General features: G+C 50.1%; 13 protein-coding genes and 1 pseudogene. 6 read left to right on the top strand and 8 right to left on the bottom strand.

The genetic code is table 11. The features are described from left to right. Positions 1 to 181: 181 nt before the first annotated feature. Positions 182 to 328 (top strand): annotated as a pseudogene (locus O3276_RS07150) (IS1595-like element ISEnu2 family transposase); the annotation flags it as partial. Here O3276_RS07150 and O3276_RS07145 read toward each other — a convergent pair. Together O3276_RS07145 and O3276_RS07135 are read right to left on the bottom strand one after the other, a co-directional pair. Continuing rightward, on the bottom strand, positions 296 to 4,861 hold the full coding sequence (locus O3276_RS07145) for a hypothetical protein (protein ID WP_269675013.1): 4,566 nt from the start codon (positions 4,859 to 4,861) through the stop codon (positions 296 to 298). The pseudogene O3276_RS07150 and the gene O3276_RS07145 overlap by 33 nt on opposite strands. Before the next feature lie 224 nt (positions 4,862 to 5,085). Then, positions 5,086 to 9,651 carry a hypothetical protein gene (locus O3276_RS07135; protein ID WP_269675012.1) on the bottom strand — a complete coding sequence of 1,522 codons (4,566 nt, stop codon included), beginning with the start codon at positions 9,649 to 9,651 and terminating at the stop codon, positions 5,086 to 5,088. A gap of 239 nt (positions 9,652 to 9,890) precedes the next feature. Between O3276_RS07135 and O3276_RS07130 the strand changes: the two genes are divergently transcribed. From O3276_RS07130 to O3276_RS07115, 4 genes are all read left to right on the top strand, one after another. Further along, entirely contained in the window at positions 9,891 to 10,223 is a 333-nt protein-coding gene (locus tag O3276_RS07130) for a hypothetical protein (RefSeq protein ID WP_269675011.1), read from the top strand. Further along, positions 10,223 to 11,302 carry a reverse transcriptase domain-containing protein gene (locus O3276_RS07125; protein WP_269675010.1) on the top strand — a complete coding sequence of 360 codons (1,080 nt, stop codon included), beginning with the start codon at positions 10,223 to 10,225 and terminating at the stop codon, positions 11,300 to 11,302. Before O3276_RS07130 ends, O3276_RS07125 begins: the two co-directional genes overlap by 1 nt. 291 nt (positions 11,303 to 11,593) lie before the next feature. Then, positions 11,594 to 11,890, top strand: coding sequence for a type 2 periplasmic-binding domain-containing protein (locus O3276_RS07120; RefSeq protein WP_269675009.1), 297 nt, complete (start codon positions 11,594 to 11,596; stop codon positions 11,888 to 11,890). Further along, positions 11,865 to 12,164 (top strand): hypothetical protein, encoded by a 300-nt coding sequence (locus O3276_RS07115; protein WP_269675008.1) that lies wholly within the window; start codon positions 11,865 to 11,867, stop codon positions 12,162 to 12,164. Before O3276_RS07120 ends, O3276_RS07115 begins: the two co-directional genes overlap by 26 nt. A 65-nt stretch (positions 12,165 to 12,229) precedes the next feature. Here the strand turns inward: O3276_RS07115 and O3276_RS07110 are convergent, their stop codons facing one another. From O3276_RS07110 to O3276_RS07095, 4 genes are all read right to left on the bottom strand, one after another. Continuing rightward, positions 12,230 to 12,838: a glutathione S-transferase family protein gene (locus O3276_RS07110; RefSeq protein ID WP_269675007.1), complete on the bottom strand. Its 609-nt coding sequence runs from the start codon at positions 12,836 to 12,838 to the stop codon at positions 12,230 to 12,232. Between the two features lie 12 nt (positions 12,839 to 12,850). After that, complete coding sequence (locus O3276_RS07105) at positions 12,851 to 13,903, bottom strand: NADPH-dependent curcumin/dihydrocurcumin reductase (RefSeq protein WP_269675006.1); 1,053 nt, start codon at positions 13,901 to 13,903, stop codon at positions 12,851 to 12,853. A 241-nt stretch (positions 13,904 to 14,144) separates the two neighbouring features. Next, positions 14,145 to 14,819, bottom strand: a complete 675-nt coding sequence (locus tag O3276_RS07100; RefSeq protein ID WP_269675005.1) for a type 1 glutamine amidotransferase domain-containing protein — start codon at positions 14,817 to 14,819, stop codon at positions 14,145 to 14,147. A 114-nt stretch (positions 14,820 to 14,933) separates the two neighbouring features. Further along, positions 14,934 to 15,698, bottom strand: a complete 765-nt coding sequence (locus tag O3276_RS07095) for a hypothetical protein (protein WP_269675004.1) — start codon at positions 15,696 to 15,698, stop codon at positions 14,934 to 14,936. Between the two features lie 240 nt (positions 15,699 to 15,938). Between O3276_RS07095 and O3276_RS07090 the strand changes: the two genes are divergently transcribed. Further along, positions 15,939 to 16,475 (top strand): methylated-DNA--[protein]-cysteine S-methyltransferase, encoded by a 537-nt coding sequence (locus O3276_RS07090; RefSeq protein ID WP_269675003.1) that lies wholly within the window; start codon positions 15,939 to 15,941, stop codon positions 16,473 to 16,475. 46 nt (positions 16,476 to 16,521) lie between these two features. Here O3276_RS07090 and rnt read toward each other — a convergent pair whose 3' ends face one another. Both rnt and pyrC read right to left on the bottom strand, forming a co-directional pair. Then, positions 16,522 to 17,121 carry a ribonuclease T gene (gene rnt / locus O3276_RS07085; RefSeq protein ID WP_209278595.1) on the bottom strand — a complete coding sequence of 200 codons (600 nt, stop codon included), beginning with the start codon at positions 17,119 to 17,121 and terminating at the stop codon, positions 16,522 to 16,524. A gap of 125 nt (positions 17,122 to 17,246) precedes the next feature. Continuing rightward, positions 17,247 to 18,284 (bottom strand): dihydroorotase, encoded by a 1,038-nt coding sequence (gene pyrC, locus O3276_RS07080; RefSeq protein ID WP_269675002.1) that lies wholly within the window; start codon positions 18,282 to 18,284, stop codon positions 17,247 to 17,249. Positions 18,285 to 18,576 lie beyond the last annotated feature (292 nt).

Genomic DNA, 18,576 nt, shown 5'->3' with positions numbered 1-18,576 from the left:
ACTCTGGCTGTGAGATGTGTTTATACCAACTCCACCTTCTAAATATGAACTGCGCAGCCATTTTGAACCGCTGGATCTTCGTTGGAATTCCTCGCAATAGCCCTGCTATTACTCGTCATTCCGCCTTGCCCAGCGGTCCAAAATGACTTGCTCGTTATCATATTTAGAAGGTGGAATTGGTATTACACATGAGAAGCTTGCGAGAACCTTGAGGTTCACCTTTAAAGAACGGGTGTCATCCTCTGGAATACGGGTTATAGAAGGTGTTTTTCACCGGCAACGTGTGAATGCATATTCACAGCCCTTGCAGGAACTCTTCCATCCAGTCATCGTTGTTGACCAGTTCTGACTCTGTCGCCAATGAATCCAATGTCGCCAATGAATCCAAATCCCATGCCACTATTTCATCAAGCCCAAGTGGGTCTCTTCTCCTTTTCTCGCTGGCTTCATGCCATTCTTTCCGTGTTTCTGAATCCACTGCGTAGCTCATTTTGCAGATAGCCGTGCTTAATTCAACAGAAGTCATTCGGCTTCGGTGGGGTTCCAGCAGTTCAAGTTCTGCATGTCCCAGTTCGTGAAAACGATCCAGCGCTTCCATTGCCACGTCAAAGTCAGATAGCGGCCCTTGAATGCGACGGTTGGCAACCTGGTTCCCTTGAGTTGTTATGCTTGCCCTTGCTGGAAGTCCTTGCTGAGGGATTGATGTTACTACTGGCGTTTTTGCTGCCTCAATCTGTTCCAACTTTGCAGCCACCGCTTTCTTAACGAGGTCTGGAACAATGCCGTCTTTATCATCTTTGATAACCGGGCCGAGTGCCGTGCATAAACGGGCGTTTAGCTGGCCGCTGCTGGCATAGTGTTCAAGAGATGACCAGACCGCAGGCTTTAATGGTTTATGGCAATTGATTAGTCTAATAATCAGAGAGGGTGCCACCAGGTGTGGTATTTTTTTAGGCTCGGCTTTCTTGGGCTCTTTGGTTCTCGCTTGCATTTGGGCTAATTTTGCCTCAAGCCTGATCGCATAGGGATCGCGCTTGTCCTGAGGCTTTTTATACCATTGTTCTGTGAACTCGGTTGCCTTGAAAAAGGCGGTTAACTGTTGCAATGTCCAGTTCTTGATAACAAAGCCGGTATTTCTCGGGGTAAACTCTGGATTTTGGAGTACCACCGGATCGCCATCGGCTGGCAAAACGGTTAGTCTTTGATTCTTGAATTGATATTCTGTTTGTTCAAGCTCAATTAACATGGCCGTGATAAAGCGCCACAGGCGTTGCTGGCCCGACATGGCGGGATCACCACCGACCATCACCCCTCTTTTATCATCTGTTGCCACTCGGTTTGAAAAGCAGAGATCCGGTATTTTCTCTGGTTCAGGTAGAGAGTGGTTGGTGAGCAGCATTCCTTCCAGCAACCGTTGCTGAACCGTGACATCAGGAGCGGTTTCAAGTGTAGCCTGATAGTCAAGACAGGCATCCATGAATTGCTGCATTTTGTGTGGTCCAAGCACCCGATGTAACCGGCGCCACTGTGAGATGGTGGGCAAGGTTTTGAATAGCTCATCCATCTTATCCGCGTATTTTAAGCGGTTATCTTCTGATTGTTGCCAGAGAATCTCCAGCATCGTGCGTTTGGATTGCGTGAAGTCAAATCGCTGGCCAAGCTGTTGGCAAAGTGGTTTTAATGCATACCACTGTTCCTGAGTTGGGGCTGGCTTCAGGTTTCTGCACAGTTCAAGATATTCCAGCATCTCAGATTCAGGGAGTTGCGTTAGTGCAAATTTTGTTAAAGCCAGTGGTGCAGGAATGGATAATGCCTGAGTGAGTACTCCTTTGCAGCGTGGATTTTCACGATATTTTTCCATCCAGAACTGGATACCAGTTCCTCCATGGATAGCCAATATCGGTAGCAATGATTTCAGCGCAGCACGAACAGCCACTCTGTCATGTCGAGGACTCTTGTGGGCAGCCAGATATTGTTGGAATTCGGCAATTTTCATGCGCCATTTTGCGGGCCCGGAGAAGAACAGAGCCAGTGCTTTCATTTGACTCGATTCTAAAAGATCTTCATCACTATTGTCGTCGCCATGTTCAGTGGTACAACCATGCTGATTAAGACATTGGCGCAGTGTTTTCTCATTTTCAGTCAGTTTTTCTCCTGAGGGCAAACCAAAACTGGCAAATATTCGGCAAGAAAGTTTCAGAATATTCTTATTTTCATCCGAGGGTAGCCATTGAACGAACGCTTCCACCTTCGCTTTGTCGGGCAAGCCTTTGCCATTACACATGGAGGAAAAGGCCCGCAGCAGTTCCAGGCTGAATTCGCGGTTCACCTTCCAGCACTCCCACGCCATGAACGCTTCCACCTTCGCTTTGTCGGGCAAGCCTTTGCCATTACACATGGAGGAAAAGGCCCGCAGCAGTTCCAGGCTGAATTCGCCGTTCACCTTCCAGCACTCCCACGCTTTGAGCGCTTCCACCTTCGCTTGGTCGGGCAAGCCTTTGCCATGACACATGGAAGAAAAGGCCCGCAGCAGTTCCAGGCTGAATTCGCCGTTCACCTTCCAGCACTCCCACGCCAGGAACGCTTCCACCTTCGTTTTGTCGGGCAAGCCTTTGCCATTACACATTGAGGAAAAGGCCCGCAGCAGTTCCAGGCTGAATTCGCCGTTCACCTTCCAGCACTCCCACGTCATGAACGCTTCCACCTTCGCGTTGTCGGGCAAGCCTTTGCCATGACACATGGAGGAAAAGGCCCGCAGCAGTTCCAGGCTGAATTCGCCGTTGACCTTCCAGCACTCCCACGCCACGAACGCTTCCACCTTCGCGTTGTCGGGCAAGCCTTTGCCATGACGCATGGAGGAAAAGGCCCGCAGCAGTTCCGGGCTGAATTCGCCGTTGACCTTCCAGCACTCCCACGCCACGAACGCTTCCACCTTCGCTTTATCGGGCAAGCCCCTACTGCTCATCATGGAGGAAAAGGCCCGCAGCAGTTCCAGGCTGAATTCGCCGTTCACCTTCCAGCACTCCCACGCTTTGAGCGCTTCCACCTTCGCTTTGTCGGGCAAGCCTTTGCCATGACACATGGAGGAAAAGGCCCGCAGCAGTTCCAGGCTGAATTCGCCGTTCACCTTCCAGCACTCCCACGCCACGAACGCTTCCACCTTCACTTTGTCGGGCAAGCCCCTACTGCTCATCATGGATGAAAAGGCCCGCAGCAGTTCCAGGCTGAATTCGCCGTTCACCTTCCAGCACTCCCACGCTTTGAGCGCTTCCACCTTCGCTTTGTCGGGCAAGCCTTTGCCATGACACATGGAGGAAAAGGCCCGCAGCAGTTTCAGGCTGAATTCGCCGTTCACCTTCCAGCACTCCCACGCTTTGAACGCTTCCACCTTCGCTTTGTCGGGCAAGCCTTTGCCATTACACATGGAGGAAAAGGCCCGCAGCAGTTCCAGGCTGAATTCGCCGTTCACCTTCCAGCACTCCCACGCTTTGAGCGCTTCCACCTTCGCTTTGTCGGGCAAGCCTTTGCCATTACACATGGAGGAAAAGGCTCGCAGCAGTTCCAGGCTGAATGCGCCGTTCACCTTCCAGCACTCCCACGCTACGAACGCTTCCACCTTCGCTTTGTCGGGCAAGCCCCTGCTGCTCATCATGGAGGAAAAGGCCCGCAGCAGTGCCAGGCTGAATTCGCCGTTCACCTTCCAGCACTCCCACGCTTTGAGCGCTTCCACCTTCGCTCTGTCGGGCAAGCCTTTGCCATGACACATGGAGGAAAAGGCCCGCAGCAGTTCCAGGCTGAATTCGCCGTTCACCTTCCAGCACTCCCACGCTTTGAGCGCTTCCACCTTCGCTTTGTTGGGCAAGCCTTTGCCGTGACACATGGAGGAAAAGGCTCGCAGCAGTTCCAGGCTGAATTCGCCGTTCACCTTCCAGCACTCCCACGCCACGAACGCTTCCACCTTCGCTTTGTCGGGCAAGCCTTTGCCATTACACATGGAGGCAATCTGTTTCAAGCATGGGTTAGCAGCAACCGCCTGAATGTTTTCCTCGCTTTCTTCTGCAAACTTTTTTATCTGAGTCTTCGAGTAGAGCATGCTGGTAAGGCAGCTGGTATTGGTAATCTGCTGGGGATTGACAGCTAAAAAGAACGTGTTGGCCCTGGCAAAATAGCCTTTGAAAGTCTGAGAATCTTTAACAATGCTGAAGTTTTTTACCTTGGAAAAGAGGGAATGTGCGGGCGGCTTTCCCCTGTCTCGCGCTAACTGGATGTTCCTGTCTTTGAGGTTTTTCAGAAGAGTCCCGGCATTCGTTAATATTGCTTGAATTTCTTGATTATTTAAATGTGTTCGCAGTTCATTTTGCTGGCTTACAGAAAATTCTGAAATTGATGTTCCACTGTTAATTTTTGTAGTGAGCGGTACATCCTTCATTGGTTCCGGCATGACCTGCACCATCGCTGAGGTATGTTCATTGCCAGTTAATAGCCTGTTGTCGCTGAGGGTTGGTAGATTTCTTGATAGGAAACTGATCACTCCCGGAAGCCTGGAAGCTGGGTCAGCAGGCATGGCCGGTTCGGTCTCCATTGGCTCCGGATTAGCAGGTAGCGAAGTTGCAGAACACACAATACGCCTGTTGTTGTCAGTAACACGCCTGCGCTTTATGGATGGGATGGGCACGGATTCAGATTGCAGTTGATGCGGTGGAAATGTTCCAGTGCTCGTTGCTGTCTGTTCCACCTGGTAACCTGACATGGGTCGCTTTCTTTCTTGTTTTCGGCTGTTTGCTGGCTGGTGCCTTCCGGCTTCAGTGAATGTTAACGGGGATGCCGGGTCTGCGGTTACTGAGGAGGAAGGTGACTGCATGGTTTCTTTGGGGATTACCTGTTTCCAGTTGGAGAATCGTCTGGGGATGACAACAATAGAACTGACCTGGTCAGCCCGGTAAAGTTCCAGGCAGCCGGTATCAGGGAAGGCTGACCTGTTTTGTCAGGCATTCTGGAGAATCAGGGTGCAGACGAGCTTTGTCGTCATTTGAACGGTCGAATAAATATTGAAGCAGTCGTATACACCGATGCAAGCCTTGCATATCACAGCCCTTGTAGGAACTCTTCCATCCAGTCATCGTTGTTGACCAGTTCTGACTCTGTCGCCAATGAATCCAATGTCGCCAACGAATCCAAATCCCATGCCACTATTTCATCAAGCCCAAATGGGTCTCTTCTCCTGTTCTCGCTGGCTTCATGCCATTCTTTCCGTGTTTCTGAATCCACTGCGTAGCTCATTTTGCAGATAGCAGTGCTTAATTCAACATAAGTCATTCGGCTTCGATGGGGTTCCAGCAGTTCAAGTTCTGCATTTCCCAATTCGCGAAAACGATCCAGAGCTTCCATTGCCGCGTCAAAGTTAGATAGCGGCCCTTGAATGCGACTGTTGGCAACCTGGTTCCCTTGAGTCGGTATGCTTGCCCTTGCTGGAAGTCCTTGCTGAGGGATTGATGTTACTACTGGCGTTTTTGCTGCCTCAATCTGTTCCAACTTTGCAACCACCGCTTTCTTAACGAGGTCTGGAGCAATGCCGTCTTTATCATCTTTGATAACCGGGCTGAGTGCCGTGCATAAACGGGCGTTTAGCTGGCCGCTGCTGGCATAGTGTTCAAGAGATGACCAGACCGCAGGCTTTAATGGTTTATGGCAATTGATTAGACGAATAATCAGAGAGGGTGCCACCAGGTGTGGTATTTTTTTAGGCTTGGCTTTCTTGGGCTCTTTGGTTCTCGATTTTATTTGGGCTAATTTTGCCTCAAGCCTGATCGCATAGAGATCGCGCTTGTCCTGAGGCTTTTTATACCATTGTTCTGTGAACTCGGTTGCCTTGAAAAAGGCGGTTAACTGTTGCAATGTCCAGTTATTTATAACAAAGCCGGTATCTCTGAGGGTAAACTCTGGATTTTGGAGTACAACCGGATCGCCATCGGCTGGCAAAACGGTTAGTCTTTGATTCTTGAATTGATATTCTGTTTGTTCAAGCTCAATTAACATGGCCGTGATAAAGTGCCACAGGCGTTCCTGGCCGGACATGGCGGGATCACCACTGACCATCACCCCTCTTTTATCATCTGTTGGCACTCGGTTTGAAAAGCAGAGATCCGGTATTTTTCCTTGTTCAGGTAGAGCGTGGTTGGTGAGCAGCATTCCTGCCAGCAACCGTTGCTGAATCGTGACATCAGGAGCGGTTTCAGGTGCAGCCTGATAGTCAAGACAGGCATCCATGAATTGCTGCATTTTGTGTTGTCCAAGCACCTGGTGTAACCCACGCCACTGTGAAATGGTGGGCAAGGTTTTGAATAGCTCATCCATCTTATCCGCGTATTTTGAGCGGTTATCTTCTGATTGCTGCCAGAGAATCTCCAGCATCGTGCGTTTAGATTGCGTGAAGTCAAATCGCTGGCCAAGCTGTTGGCAAAGTGGTTTTAATGCATACCACTGTTCCTGAGTCGGGGCTGGCTTCAGGTTTCTGCACAGTTCAAGGTATTCCTGCATCTCAGATTCAGGGAGTTGCGTTAGTACAAATTTTGTTAAAGCCAGTGGTGCAGGAATGGCTAATGCCTTAGTGAGTACTCCTTTGCAGCGTGGATTTTCACGATATTTTTCCATCCAGAACTGGAGACCAGTTCTTCCATGGATAGCCAATATCGGTAGCAATGATTTCAGCGCAGCACGAACAGCCACTCTGTCATTTCGAGAACTCTTGTGGGCAGCCAGATATTGTTGGAATTCGGCAATTTTCATGCGCCATGCTGCGGGCCCAGAGAAGAACAGAGCCAGTGCTTTCATTTGACTCGATTCTAAAAGATCTTCATCACTATTGTCGTCGCCATGTTCAGTGGTACAACCATGCTGATTAAGACATTGGCGCAGTGTTTTCTCATTTTCAGTCAGTTTTTCTCCTGAGGGCAAACCAAAACTGGCAAATATTCGGCAAGAAAGTTTCAGAATATTCTTATTTTCATCCGAGGGTAGCCATTGAACGAACGCTTCCACCTTGGCTTTGTCGGGCAAGCCTTTGCCATTATACATGGAGGAAAAGGTCCGCAGCAGTTCCAGGCTGAATTCGCCGTTCACCTTCCAGCACTCCCACGCCATGAACGCTTCCACCGTCGCTTTGTCGGGCAAGCCTTTGCCATTACACATGGAGGAAAAGGCCCGCAGCAGTTCCAGGCTGAATTCGCCGTTCACCTTCCAGCACTCCCACGCTTTGAGCGCTTCCACCTTCGCTTTGTCGGGCATGCCTTTGCCATTACACATGGAGGAGAAGGCCCGCAGCAGTTCCAGGCTGAATTCACCGTTCACCTTCCAGCACTCCCACGCTTTGAGCGCTTCCACCTTCGCTTTGTCGGGCAAGCCCCTGGTGCACATCATGGAGGAAAAGGCCCGCAGCAGTTCCAGGCTGAATTCGCCGTTCACCTTCCAGCACTCCCACGCTTTGAGCGCTTCCACCTTGGCTTTGTCGGGCAAGCCTTTGCCATTACACATGGAGGAAAAGGCCCGCAGCAGTTCCAGGCTGAATTCGCCGTTCACCTTCCAGCACTCCCACGCTTTGAGCGCTTCCACCTTGGCTTTGTCGGGCAAGCCTTTGCCATGACACATGGAGGAAAAGGCCCGCAGCAGTTCCAGGCTGAATTCGCCGTTCACCTTCCAGCACTCCCACGCTTTGAGCGCTTCCACCTTCGCTTTGTCGGGCAAGCCTTTGCCATGACACATGGAGGAAAAGGCCCGCAGCAGTTCCAGGCTGAATTCGCCGTTCACCTTCCAGCACTCCCACGCTTTGAGCGCTTCCACCTTCGCTTTGTCGGGCAAGCCTTTGCCATTACACATGGAGGAAAAGGCCCGCAGCAGTTCCAGGCTGAATTCGCCGTTCACCTTCCAGCACTCCCACGCTTTGAGCGCTTCCACCTTCGCTTTGTCGGGCAAGCCCCTACTGCTCATCATGGAGGAAAAGGCCCGCAGCAGTTCCAGGCTGAATTCGCCGTTCACCTTCCAGCACTCCCACGCCACGAACGCTTCCACCTTGGCTTTGTCGGGCAAGCCCCTACTGCTCATCATGGAGGAAAAGGCCCGCAGCAGTTCCAGGCTGAATTCGCCGTTCACCTTCCAGCACTCCCACGCTTTGAGCGCTTCCACCTTCGCTTTGTCGGGCAAGCCTTGGCCATTACACATGGAGGAAAAGGCCCGCAGCAGTTCCAGGCTGAATTCGCCGTTCACCTTCCAGCACTCCCACGCTTTGAGCGCTTCCACCTTCACTTTGTCGGGCAAGCCCCTACTGCTCATCATGGAGGAAAAGGCCCGCAGCAGTTCCAGGCTGAATTCGCCGTTCACCTTCCAGCACTCCCACGCTTTGAGCGCTTCCACCTTGGCTTTGTCGGGCAAGCCTTTGCCATGACACATGGAGGAAAAGGCCCGCAGCAGTTCCAGGCTGAATTCGCCGTTCACCTTCCAGCACTCCCACGCCACGAACGCTTCCACCTTCGCTTTGTCGGGCAAGCCTTTGCCATTATACATGGAGGAAAAAGCCCGCAGCAGTTCCAGGCTGAATTCGCCGTTCACCTTCCAGCACTCCCACGCCACGAACGCTTCCACCTTCGCTTTGTCGGGCAAGCCTTTGCCATTACACATGGAGGAAAAGGCCCGCAGCAGTTCCGGGCTGAATTCGCCGTTCACCTTCCAGCACTCCCACGCCACGAACGCTTCCACCTTCGCTTTGTCGGGCAAGCCTTTGCCATGACACATGGAGGCAATCTGTTTCAAGCATGGGTTAGCAGCAACCGCCTGAATGTTGTCCTCGCTTTCTTCTGCAAACTTTTTTATCTGAGTCTTCGACTTGAGCATGCTGGTAAGGCAGCTGGTATTGGTAATCTGCTGGGGATTGACAGCTAAAAAGAACGTGTTGGCCCTGGCAAAATAGCCTTTGAAAGTCTGAGAATCTTTAACAATGCTGAAGTTTCTTAACTTGGAAAAGAGGGAATGTGCGGGCGGCTTTCCCCTGTCTCGCGCTAACTGGATTTTCCTGTCTTTGAGGTTTTTCAGAAGAGTCCCGGCATTCGTTAATATTGCTTGAATTTCTTGATTATTTAAATGTGTTCGCAGTTCATTTTGCTGGCTTACAGAAAATTCTGAAATTGATGTTTCACTGTTAATTTCTGTAGTGAGTGGTACATCCTTCATTGGTTCAGGCATGACCTGCACCATCGCTGAGGTATGTTCATTGCCAGTTAATAGCCTGTTGTCGCTGAGGGTTGGTAGATTTCTTGATAGGAAACTGATCACTCCCGGAAGCCTGGAAGCTGGGTCAGCAGGCATGGCCGGTTCGGTCTCCATTGGCTCCGGATTAGCAGGTAGCGAAGTTGCAGAACACACAATACGCCTGCTGTTGTCAGTAACACGCCTGCGCTTTATGGGTGGGATGGGCACGGATTCAGATTGCAGTTGATGCGGTGGAAATGTTCCAGTGCCCGTTGTTGTCTGTTCCACCTGGTAACCTGACATGGATCGCTTTCTTTCTTGTTTTCGGCTGTTTGCTGGCCGGTGCCTTCCGGCTTCAGTGGCTGTTAACGGGGATGCCGTGTCTGCGGTTATTGAGGAGGAAGGTGACTGCATGGTTGCTTCGGGGATTACCTGTTTTCAGTTGGAGAATCGTCTGGGGATGACAACAATAGAACGTAAACGCTAATTTAACCAGCGCAATAGCCAACCCCGCCGGATCGGCTTGTTCGTTTCTCCTGTTTAGCCATAGGAGACGCAGTAGGGAAGGTTAATAGCCATACGCCTATTGTCGTCGGCAGGAAGTCGGACAAGCCCATAGTACCTGAGAAGCGCCGAACAAAGCAGAGAGATCTGTGGCGGAGGTTGTGGAGGAAAGGGGTTTAACCAAGAGGAATATCCAACAGGATGTCCGTGACCCGACTCAGCGCGGGAATAGCACTATGTCCAATCTGTTGGGTATACGTCAGGCTGCGGCAAAGGATCGTCGTTTACAGTTCACGGCCTTGTTTCACCATATTACACCTTATCTGTTGAAAGACTGTTTCTTTCAATTGAAACGGAGGTCGGCAGCGGGGGTAGATGGTGTTACATGGCAAACCTATCAGCGGGATTTGGATAACCGGCTGGCATCCTTCACGAACGATTACATAAAGGAAGCTATCGCCCCCGAGCGGCCAGAAGGATAATGATTCCGAAGGCTGACGGTGGTGAGCGTCCGATCAGTGTATTCTGTCTGGAAGATAAGATAGTCCAGCAGGCAGTAGTCAAGGTATTGGAGGGGATTTACGAGAATGATTTCCGTGGTTTTTCTTACGGTTACCGACCTTTGAAAAGCCAACATGATGCATTGGATGCTCTGACGGTGGGAATCAAACGTAATCCGGTGAACTGGGTGCTGGATCTGGATATTCGGAAATTCTTCGAACAGGTCGAACATGAGTGGCTGATCATGTTTTTAGAGCATCGGGTGAGGGACAAGCGCATTATCCGCTTGATAAGACAGTGGATACAAGTAGGGCACTACGACGGGGATGGTCGTCGTGTTCGAAGCGTAAGAGGGATGCCACAGGGATCGGTGATATCGCCGCTATTATCAAATATTTATTTGCACTACGTGTTTGACCTTTGGGTTGACCAATGGCGAAAGCGGGAAGCCTCTGGACGAATGATTGTGGTTCGCTTTGCGGATGACAGTGTGCTGGGCTTTCAGCGTGAGCATGATGCAAAGGTCTTCCTGAGTGAGCTTGGTAAAAGACTTGGGCAGTTTGGTTTGTCCTTGCATGAGGATAAAACCCGATTGATACGCTTTGGTCGCTTTGCCAAAGTTGACTTGAAGAAAAGGGAGCAGGGAAAGCCGGAGACGTTTACGTTTCTTGGATTTACTCATATCTGCGGTATTAGTCGAAGCAGTGGAAACTTCAACATTGTCAGACGAACCAGCAAAGAGCGAATGCGAGCGACATTGAGCAAGATCAAAGACTATCTCCTGAAACACAGGCATGACCCCGTGCCGGAGCAGTTGAAGTGGTTGAGACGTGTACTGCAAGGTCACATGAACTACTTTTCGGTGCCTGGCAATGGACTGAGAATCAATGCCTTCAGGACAGCAGTGCAAAAGATTTGGTACAAAGCCTTGAAGCGGCGCAGCCAGAGAAGCAGACTGAACTGGAAGAAGTTTGGTGCCTTCATCAACACTGTGTTGCCCAAAGTAAAAGTTCTTCATCCATGGCCGGAGCAACGGTTTGACGTTAAATACTCGAGGTAGGAGCCGTATGCGCTAGCAGTGCAAGTACGGATCTGCGCAGGGGGTGGCGGGTGACCGCCATTCCTACTGTGACCCATCGAAGGATGAAAGTTGTGCAAATGATCAGATTATTGCACCATTTATACGTGCGAAGCTTCTGGCTGAGATATAAAAAACCATTATTTATAACAAGTTAACAACTTGGTATAAGCATTGCTTTGTCAGGACGAGACAGCACTAGCATGACCTTATAACCATAAAAATCAACGGAAGTTCTAGTGAGAATAAAGATGACATAAGGACCCCTTTAAGATGTTGGATGCAGTAAAGAAAAGCTTAACAGTCTGTCTGCTCATCACCGCGTTTAGTAGTCAGGCAGATCAAGTCAATAGAAGTGAACAGCATAAGCCCCCTGATACCCTGATTATTGGTGTCGAAGATACCGCCTTTTATCCCCATTACACCACCTCAAAGACAGGCGAATATACCGGCTATGCACGCGATCTGTTTGATCAATTTCAACAGTATTCAGGGATTCGTATCGAATATCGTCGTGGCCAGCCATTACCTGGAAAATATTCGATTGTCGCCGCTGACCCTGGTGTTTGATCCGGGCTTGCCTCATACCCGGGGCACGTATCATTTATCCACCATCAAGTACCCCGGGATTGTGGCCCGGTTTAATGAGTTTCTACAGGAGCAGGCCGAACAGGTGGCTGACCTGAAAGACTTATATGCCGTGGAGAAGGATTTAGATAACGGCTACCTTGGCATGGAAACCTGGAAAGAGGAATGGCTGGCAAGAAAGCGTGTTCGCAGAGTGAACTCAGATCAATCATCGCTGAAGACCGTCTCCACTTACACTACAGAGAAGGCTATTTAAACATCGCCAGAGAGCTGTTCAGGTTTTGGGTTCAGCAAACTGAACAGCCCAATGACTCTTAATGGTTATCCAAAGCTCCTGGCTTTTTGATAAGCACTTCGCTGATGCATGCGCTCAAGGAAAGCCAGAGTATTAGCACGTCCTTCCAGTACGCCTTGCGATTGGGCAATCTCAAGCATAAAGGTCATCATAATATCCGCTGCACTAAAGGTATCGCCCGCGAAATAGGGTGAATTCGCCAGGGTGGATTCGATATACGAAAAATCCAGGGCAAGTTCTTTAGCAAGGTAACCGTCCAGCGGTTGGGTACCGTCTCTTTGCTCCATCTGCAGTAGCAGATTGGCAATCAGAGGCAGGCTCAGAGAACCTTCGGCAAAATGCAGCCACTCCAGGTAGCGGTAATAGCCGGGGGTGCCAGCGTCCGGGCGCAGTCTCTTTTCGGCGTCCTGATCGAGAATGTACTCCATTACGGCACCGGACTCACACATCACCACGTCACCGTCCTCAATCACCGGAGCTTTATTGAGGGGGTGAATTTTTCCAAGGCTGGCAGGTGCTAAACGGGTATTCTCATCCCGTTGATAATGCACTAACTGATATGGCATTTGCAGTTCTTCCAAAAGCCAGATCACACGGGTCGACCGGGATACATTCAAGTGATGTACAGTAATCATGGAAAACCCCTGTTAAGCCAGGTTATCGGGACCGACACGAACTACGAGCTTGCCAAAGTTCTTGCCTTCAAGAAGACCAATAAAGGCTTCAACCGAGTTTTCCAGGCCGTCCACCAGATGCTCTTTGTAATGGATTTGTCCCTGAGACAGCCACTGTTGCATAGCAGCGAAAAACTCGGGATACCGGTGGCCATAGTCGTCAAATACAATGAAACCCTGCATTTTAATGCGCTTGACTAACAGCGTACCCATCAGTGCGGACATCCGGTCCGGCCCCTCCGGTAAGGCTGTGGCATTGTATTGGGAAATCAGGCCACACAAGGGAACTCGGGCGGAAGAATTAAGCAGCGGCATAACAGCATCAAAGACACGCCCACCGACATTTTCAAAATAAACATCAATACCGTCTGCACAGGCATTGGCCAGCTGTGCTGGTAAATCTTCTGAATAATGATCAAGGCAAGCGTCAAAGCCCAATTTCTTAACTGCGTAGTCACACTTTTCAGCGCCACCAGCAATACCGACCACCTTACATCCTTTTATTTTGGCAATCTGACCGACAAGGCTGCCCACAGCACCTGTGGCAGCTGCCACCACTACGGTTTCACCCGCTTCAGGCTGGCCAATATCCAGTAAGCCCATATAGGCTGTCAGCCCCGGCATACCCAGCACACCCAGGCCATAAGAAGGCTTGACCAGCGTACTGTCAATTTTGACCAGGTCAGCACCATTGGATACGCTGAAATCCTGCCAGCCACCACCAGCAACCACCCAGTCACCCACTGCAAAATTGGCATTCCTGGAAAGCTCGACGCGACAAACACTGCCCCCAACCATCACCTCATTAATAGCCACCGGATCGGCGTACGACTTGGCATCATTCATCCGTCCACGCATATAAGGGTCGAGAGACAGATAGACCGTTCGCAATAATACTTCGCCCTCAGCCGGCTCAGGTTTGCTACTGCTGACTAACTTAAAGTTTTCAGCCGTTGGTGCCCCCGAGGGTCTGGACGCCAGCAGAATTTGTCGATTGGTGTTTTGGGATTGGTTTAAAGTATCCACGGTTTACTCCATTAAAATATTTATTAGATGAATAAGGCAAAAGCTGAAGAAGAGTGCTTTTGCCAGAAGACCTCGATCAAAAATCGCACTGTGAGACAGGTAATGGCCAGGACGGTAAAATCAGTGCTTTAAACGTAAGACACTGGCTGAATAGCCTGCTTGATTAAGCGTAATCCAGCCAGCACTCTGAAGATTACCGTCATGAACATCAATGTCTGCAGTTATGCACCTGAGTAGTTGGTTAACGACTTAACCACCGGATCATCGCAACAGCCACTGCATGAGCACTCGCCGGATTCTGCCCGGTGATCACACGATCATCTTCGATCACCAGCTCCTGCCATGGCTGAACTTTGTTGTAGCGGGCGGCATTGCGAGCGAGAGATTCCTCAAGAAGGAATGGGATGTCATTGATGGTGCCGAAATCAATTTCTTCTTCACGGGTAAAGCCAGTGACCGATTTGGTGGTCAGTAACTTCTCACCGGAACTCAGTGTAATCGGTAATAACGCCGCAGGTCCGTGACAAACCGCAGCCAGGATCCCACCTTTTTCATAGTGACTGGCACTCAACCTGGCCACCGTCTCATTTGACGCCAAATCAGACAGAAGGCCAAAGCCTCCCGGATAGAAGACCGCGTCGTAATCATCAATGTTAATGTCTGAGACCGGGATTGTGTTGTTGATACGGTTCTGGAATTCTTCATTACCCAGAACACGACTATTGATCTCATCACCATCAATATCGGTTCCATACAGTGGTGCCTGACCACCATGAATGGAGGTGATATCGTAGTTGTAACCATGCTCCATAAATACCTGTAAAGCATGGGTTAACTCGGGTGCGTAAGTACCGTTAGCTTGATCAGTACTACCCAGCGTTGCGTGATTGGTAACAGGAATCAGAATTCTTTTCATGGGATTCGTCTCTACCGACATGGATAACTATTCTTATGGCGATGACTATACTCCTGCCCCCGAGGTGATAATAGTGATTTTTTAAATTCTTTCGCCCCTGACCACCTTCGTCTATCAAGTGGTGATAATTGCTGTAAATCTTTGCAAGAAATGCGAGGATGTTATCTTGCTTTCACAGGATTCAACATCCTGCATCAGTTGTTCAATTTCTTTAGGGAATAATGCTATTGCCAATTGTCCCATGAGTCCTTCGATATCATTGAGGCGTTGAAAGGTTTTAGGTGAAAAGTCTTTTGGTTCCATCGTAAGTACTCGTTGTGACGTCCATATCTTTCTTATGTTGGATTCCGGGTTGAGCAGATCCCTGCGCAGTGATTGTGCAAGTGCAGGTTTGGTACATTGTTCAGACCATTTTCCAAACAGATCTATGATCTCTGAACTCTCAATTTCCTGTTGCTGCTTACCCGGGATGGCCGTGGGGATGCCCAATCTGATTTCGTCCAGTAACTGCGGCAGCCGTCTGTTGTCTCCATCAATCATCGCCAGCAAAAGTTCCGAACAGTGTTTATTAAATCCGGTCGCTGATAAAGCATTACTCTTCGCGACATGAACTTTGATGGTTCTGGTTTTTAATGGTTTTTCAAGCCAGAAGATAAGTTTATTGAAAAGAGTCCGGACGCTTTGCCAAATAGCGGTTTTCCTTCCATGAAATAACTTCCCGGCACTGGCTGCCCGGACGCTGTCTTTATGGGGTTGGAATTTCTGTGGTGAGGGAGAGGTTGGTTTATTGACCGGGTCCATGGCTAATCCTCTTGCTTTATTATTCGGTACCGCTAAATTGATAGTAGTTTGATCTGAGCGTTGCTTTTCCTTCTGCATCGCCCTGTTTGTTTCATCGAAATGGTGTGTTTTGTACCGACATCATTTTTTGTTGTCGTGTATTGTTTAAAGCCAGATGACTCAGTTGCTTTTTATGATAATTTATCAATCTCATAATCTACAGTAGCGGGGCATAGTGCAGCAAATGGTGCAGCAAATGGTGCAGCAAATGTTTCTGGCTACTTGAAGGATGCACGATTTTACCCTGGTCCAAAATACACTGAAATTGGTGATGCGCCTATGTACGCTATGCATAAAGAGAATCTGGTCGGTTGTCAGTGGGTGGAGTCACCTGTCGGGCGTCTCAACGTTATGGCCTCTGCTGATGGCGTTGTTTCTGTTAAGCGTACCAATAATCATGGCTTGCAGGCTGAAGCCAGCACGGCTGAACATACATCGGTTGCCGTGCAACAGGCTATTAATGGTCATCTTGTTCAGGCCAGAGATGAGTTGGAATCCTACTTTCGCGGAGAGTTGACCCGCTTTACAGTGGCGCTGGATCTTCGTGGTACCGACTTTCAGCAGCAGGTATGGAGTGCGTTACAGCAGATTGGCTATGGCAAGAGCTGTTCCTACCAGGATATTGCCAGCAGCATCCGTCGGCCCAAAGCGGTCAGGGCCGTGGGAGCCGCCAATGGTGCCAACCCGGTGGCGATCATTGTGCCCTGCCACAGGGTGATCGGAAAAAACGGTAAACTGACCGGCTATGCCTATGGGGTTGAGATGAAGAGGTATCTGCTGGATCTTGAGCAGGGTAATAGAAGGGAAGGGAGATAATCAGGGGGGGCTGGCTTTTCATGAAAAAAGCCAGCCAGGGTTGCTATCAGAGCCAGCCACCCAGGTCTTTCCAGCGGTTCACAATGGTGCAGAACAGCTCAGCGGTTTTTTCCGTATCGTAACGGGCTGAGTGAGCCTCTGATTTATCAAAATCAATATCCGCTTCGACACAGGCCTTGGCCAGCACCGTTTGTCCATAGGCCAGACCGGCCAGCGTAGCGGTATCAAAGCAGGAGAACGGATGGAACGGATTCCGTTTCACATCACAGCGCTCAGCCGCCGCCATAACAAACCCCAGGTCAAACGACGCATTGTGTCCAACCAGTACCGCCCTGTTGCATCCCTGGCTTTTTACTGCTTTACGGACGGAACGGAAAATCTTGTTGATGGCCTCCTCCTCCGCCATGGCAATGCGCAACGGGTGAAAGGGGTTAATACCAATAAAGTCGATAGCGGCCTGCTCAATATTGGCACCTTCGAATGGCTTGATATGGTACGACTCCGATGGGCCCGGGTGGATAAAACCGTGCTCATCCATTTCAATCACGGTGGCTGCAATTTCCAGCAGTGCATCTGTAGCGGCATTGAAGCCGCCGGTTTCCACATCGATTACCACGGGCAGAAAGCCGCGGAATCTGTTGGCCATGGAGTGGCTGTCATCGGCCCTCAAAGGCTTCTCCTTACTCATTAACTGTAAAAAAAATACCGCAGGTTGCCACGGGGGCAGCAAGAGCGGGATTTTTCCTCTGCGCACGGCTGTTTAGCCAATAGCTATGATTTGAGCCGCCAGGATACGGTTTCTCCGGCTCTCAGAGGTTTCACCAGGTTATCACCGAAGGCAATGGATTCTGGCATGAGCCAGTCTTCTTTCACCAGGGTAATGGTGTCCTGGTTTCTGGGCAGGCCATAGAAATCGGGGCCATTGAAACTGGCAAAGGCTTCCAGTTTATCCAGAGCGCCCATCATGTCAAAGGCCTCGGCATAGAGTTCAATGGCTGCCGGTGCTGTGTAGCAGCCTGCACATCCACAGGGGGACTCTTTGGCACCAATGGCATGGGGAGCAGAGTCGGTTCCCAGGAAAAAGCGACGATTGCCGCTTACTGCGGCTTCCAGCAGCGCCTGCTGATGCCGGTTTCTCTTGAGAATTGGCAGGCAGTAATAGTGGGGTTTGATACCACCAACCAGCATGTGGTTGCGATTATACAACAAATGATGGGCGGTAATGGTAGCCCCCAGGTTTTCTCCCCCTTCACTGACGAACCGGGCAGCATCAGCCGTGGTGATGTGTTCCATGATGATCTTCAGGGTCGGGAAGCGTTCTACCAGTTTAACCAGGTGGCGGTCAATAAAGGTCTTTTCCCGGTCAAAGATATCGATGTCGGCATCGGTAACTTCACCATGCACCAGCAATGGCAGGCCACACTCCGCCATGGTTTCCAAAGCGCCGTAAATGTTCTCGAGGTTTGTCACGCCGGCATCAGAATGGGTGGTTGCGCCGGCAGGATAAAGTTTCAGCGCCACCACATCACCCCGTTGATGGGCATTCAGGATAGTTTCAGGGGACGTTTTATCGGTCAGATACAGCGTCATTAATGGTTGAAATGCCGAATCAGCAGATACCTGTTCGAGAATACGCGTCTTGTACTGGCTGGCCAGATCGGCATCCGTTACCGGTGGTACCAGGTTGGGCATAATGATCGCCCGGCCAAAGGTTCTGGCGGTGGCTGCCACCGTTTCCGTCAGAACATTGCCATCACGAAGGTGGAGGTGCCAGTCATCAGGGCGGGTAATGGTCAGTAATTGGCTCATTTTGGAAGGTACCTGTTCCGGTTATATAAGATCGAACCGGATGGGCATCCTAGCGAAAAAAAGGCCATGTTGATAGTAGGGGCCTGAGAAAAGAGGCATAAAAGCAGTGGTTTAACCCGTATTTCTGGCCTTTTGATGTTATGATTCCCGGGCTTTATCGACACTGACTCCGGCTTAGGCCAAATAATGATGAAAGCGTCTTGGTGAAGCGCTATTTATGAATTATTATTCACAAAAAAAGAATATCTATCCTTTACTGTTGACAGGTTCCTGTTGCGGTATGTCGTTGGAG

This window comes from Endozoicomonas sp. GU-1 (assembly GCF_027366395.1).
Taxonomy (GTDB): Bacteria; Pseudomonadota; Gammaproteobacteria; order Pseudomonadales; family Endozoicomonadaceae; genus Endozoicomonas.
This window is presented reverse-complemented; position numbering and strand designations above follow the sequence as displayed.

Coding starts and splice junctions, on each gene's coding strand:
- rnt (WP_209278595.1), bottom strand. CDS start 17,121: ATGGCCAACAGATTCCGCGGCTTTCTGCCCGTGGTAATCGATGTGGAA.
- O3276_RS07120 (WP_269675009.1), top strand. CDS start 11,594: ATGTTGGATGCAGTAAAGAAAAGCTTAACAGTCTGTCTGCTCATCACC.
- O3276_RS07145 (WP_269675013.1), bottom strand. CDS start 4,861: ATGCAGTCACCTTCCTCCTCAGTAACCGCAGACCCGGCATCCCCGTTA.
- O3276_RS07100 (WP_269675005.1), bottom strand. CDS start 14,819: ATGAAAAGAATTCTGATTCCTGTTACCAATCACGCAACGCTGGGTAGT.
- O3276_RS07135 (WP_269675012.1), bottom strand. CDS start 9,651: ATGCAGTCACCTTCCTCCTCAATAACCGCAGACACGGCATCCCCGTTA.
- O3276_RS07095 (WP_269675004.1), bottom strand. CDS start 15,698: ATGCAGAAGGAAAAGCAACGCTCAGATCAAACTACTATCAATTTAGCG.
- O3276_RS07125 (WP_269675010.1), top strand. CDS start 10,223: ATGATTCCGAAGGCTGACGGTGGTGAGCGTCCGATCAGTGTATTCTGT.
- pyrC (WP_269675002.1), bottom strand. CDS start 18,284: ATGAGCCAATTACTGACCATTACCCGCCCTGATGACTGGCACCTCCAC.
- O3276_RS07090 (WP_269675003.1), top strand. CDS start 15,939: ATGTACGCTATGCATAAAGAGAATCTGGTCGGTTGTCAGTGGGTGGAG.
- O3276_RS07110 (WP_269675007.1), bottom strand. CDS start 12,838: ATGATTACTGTACATCACTTGAATGTATCCCGGTCGACCCGTGTGATC.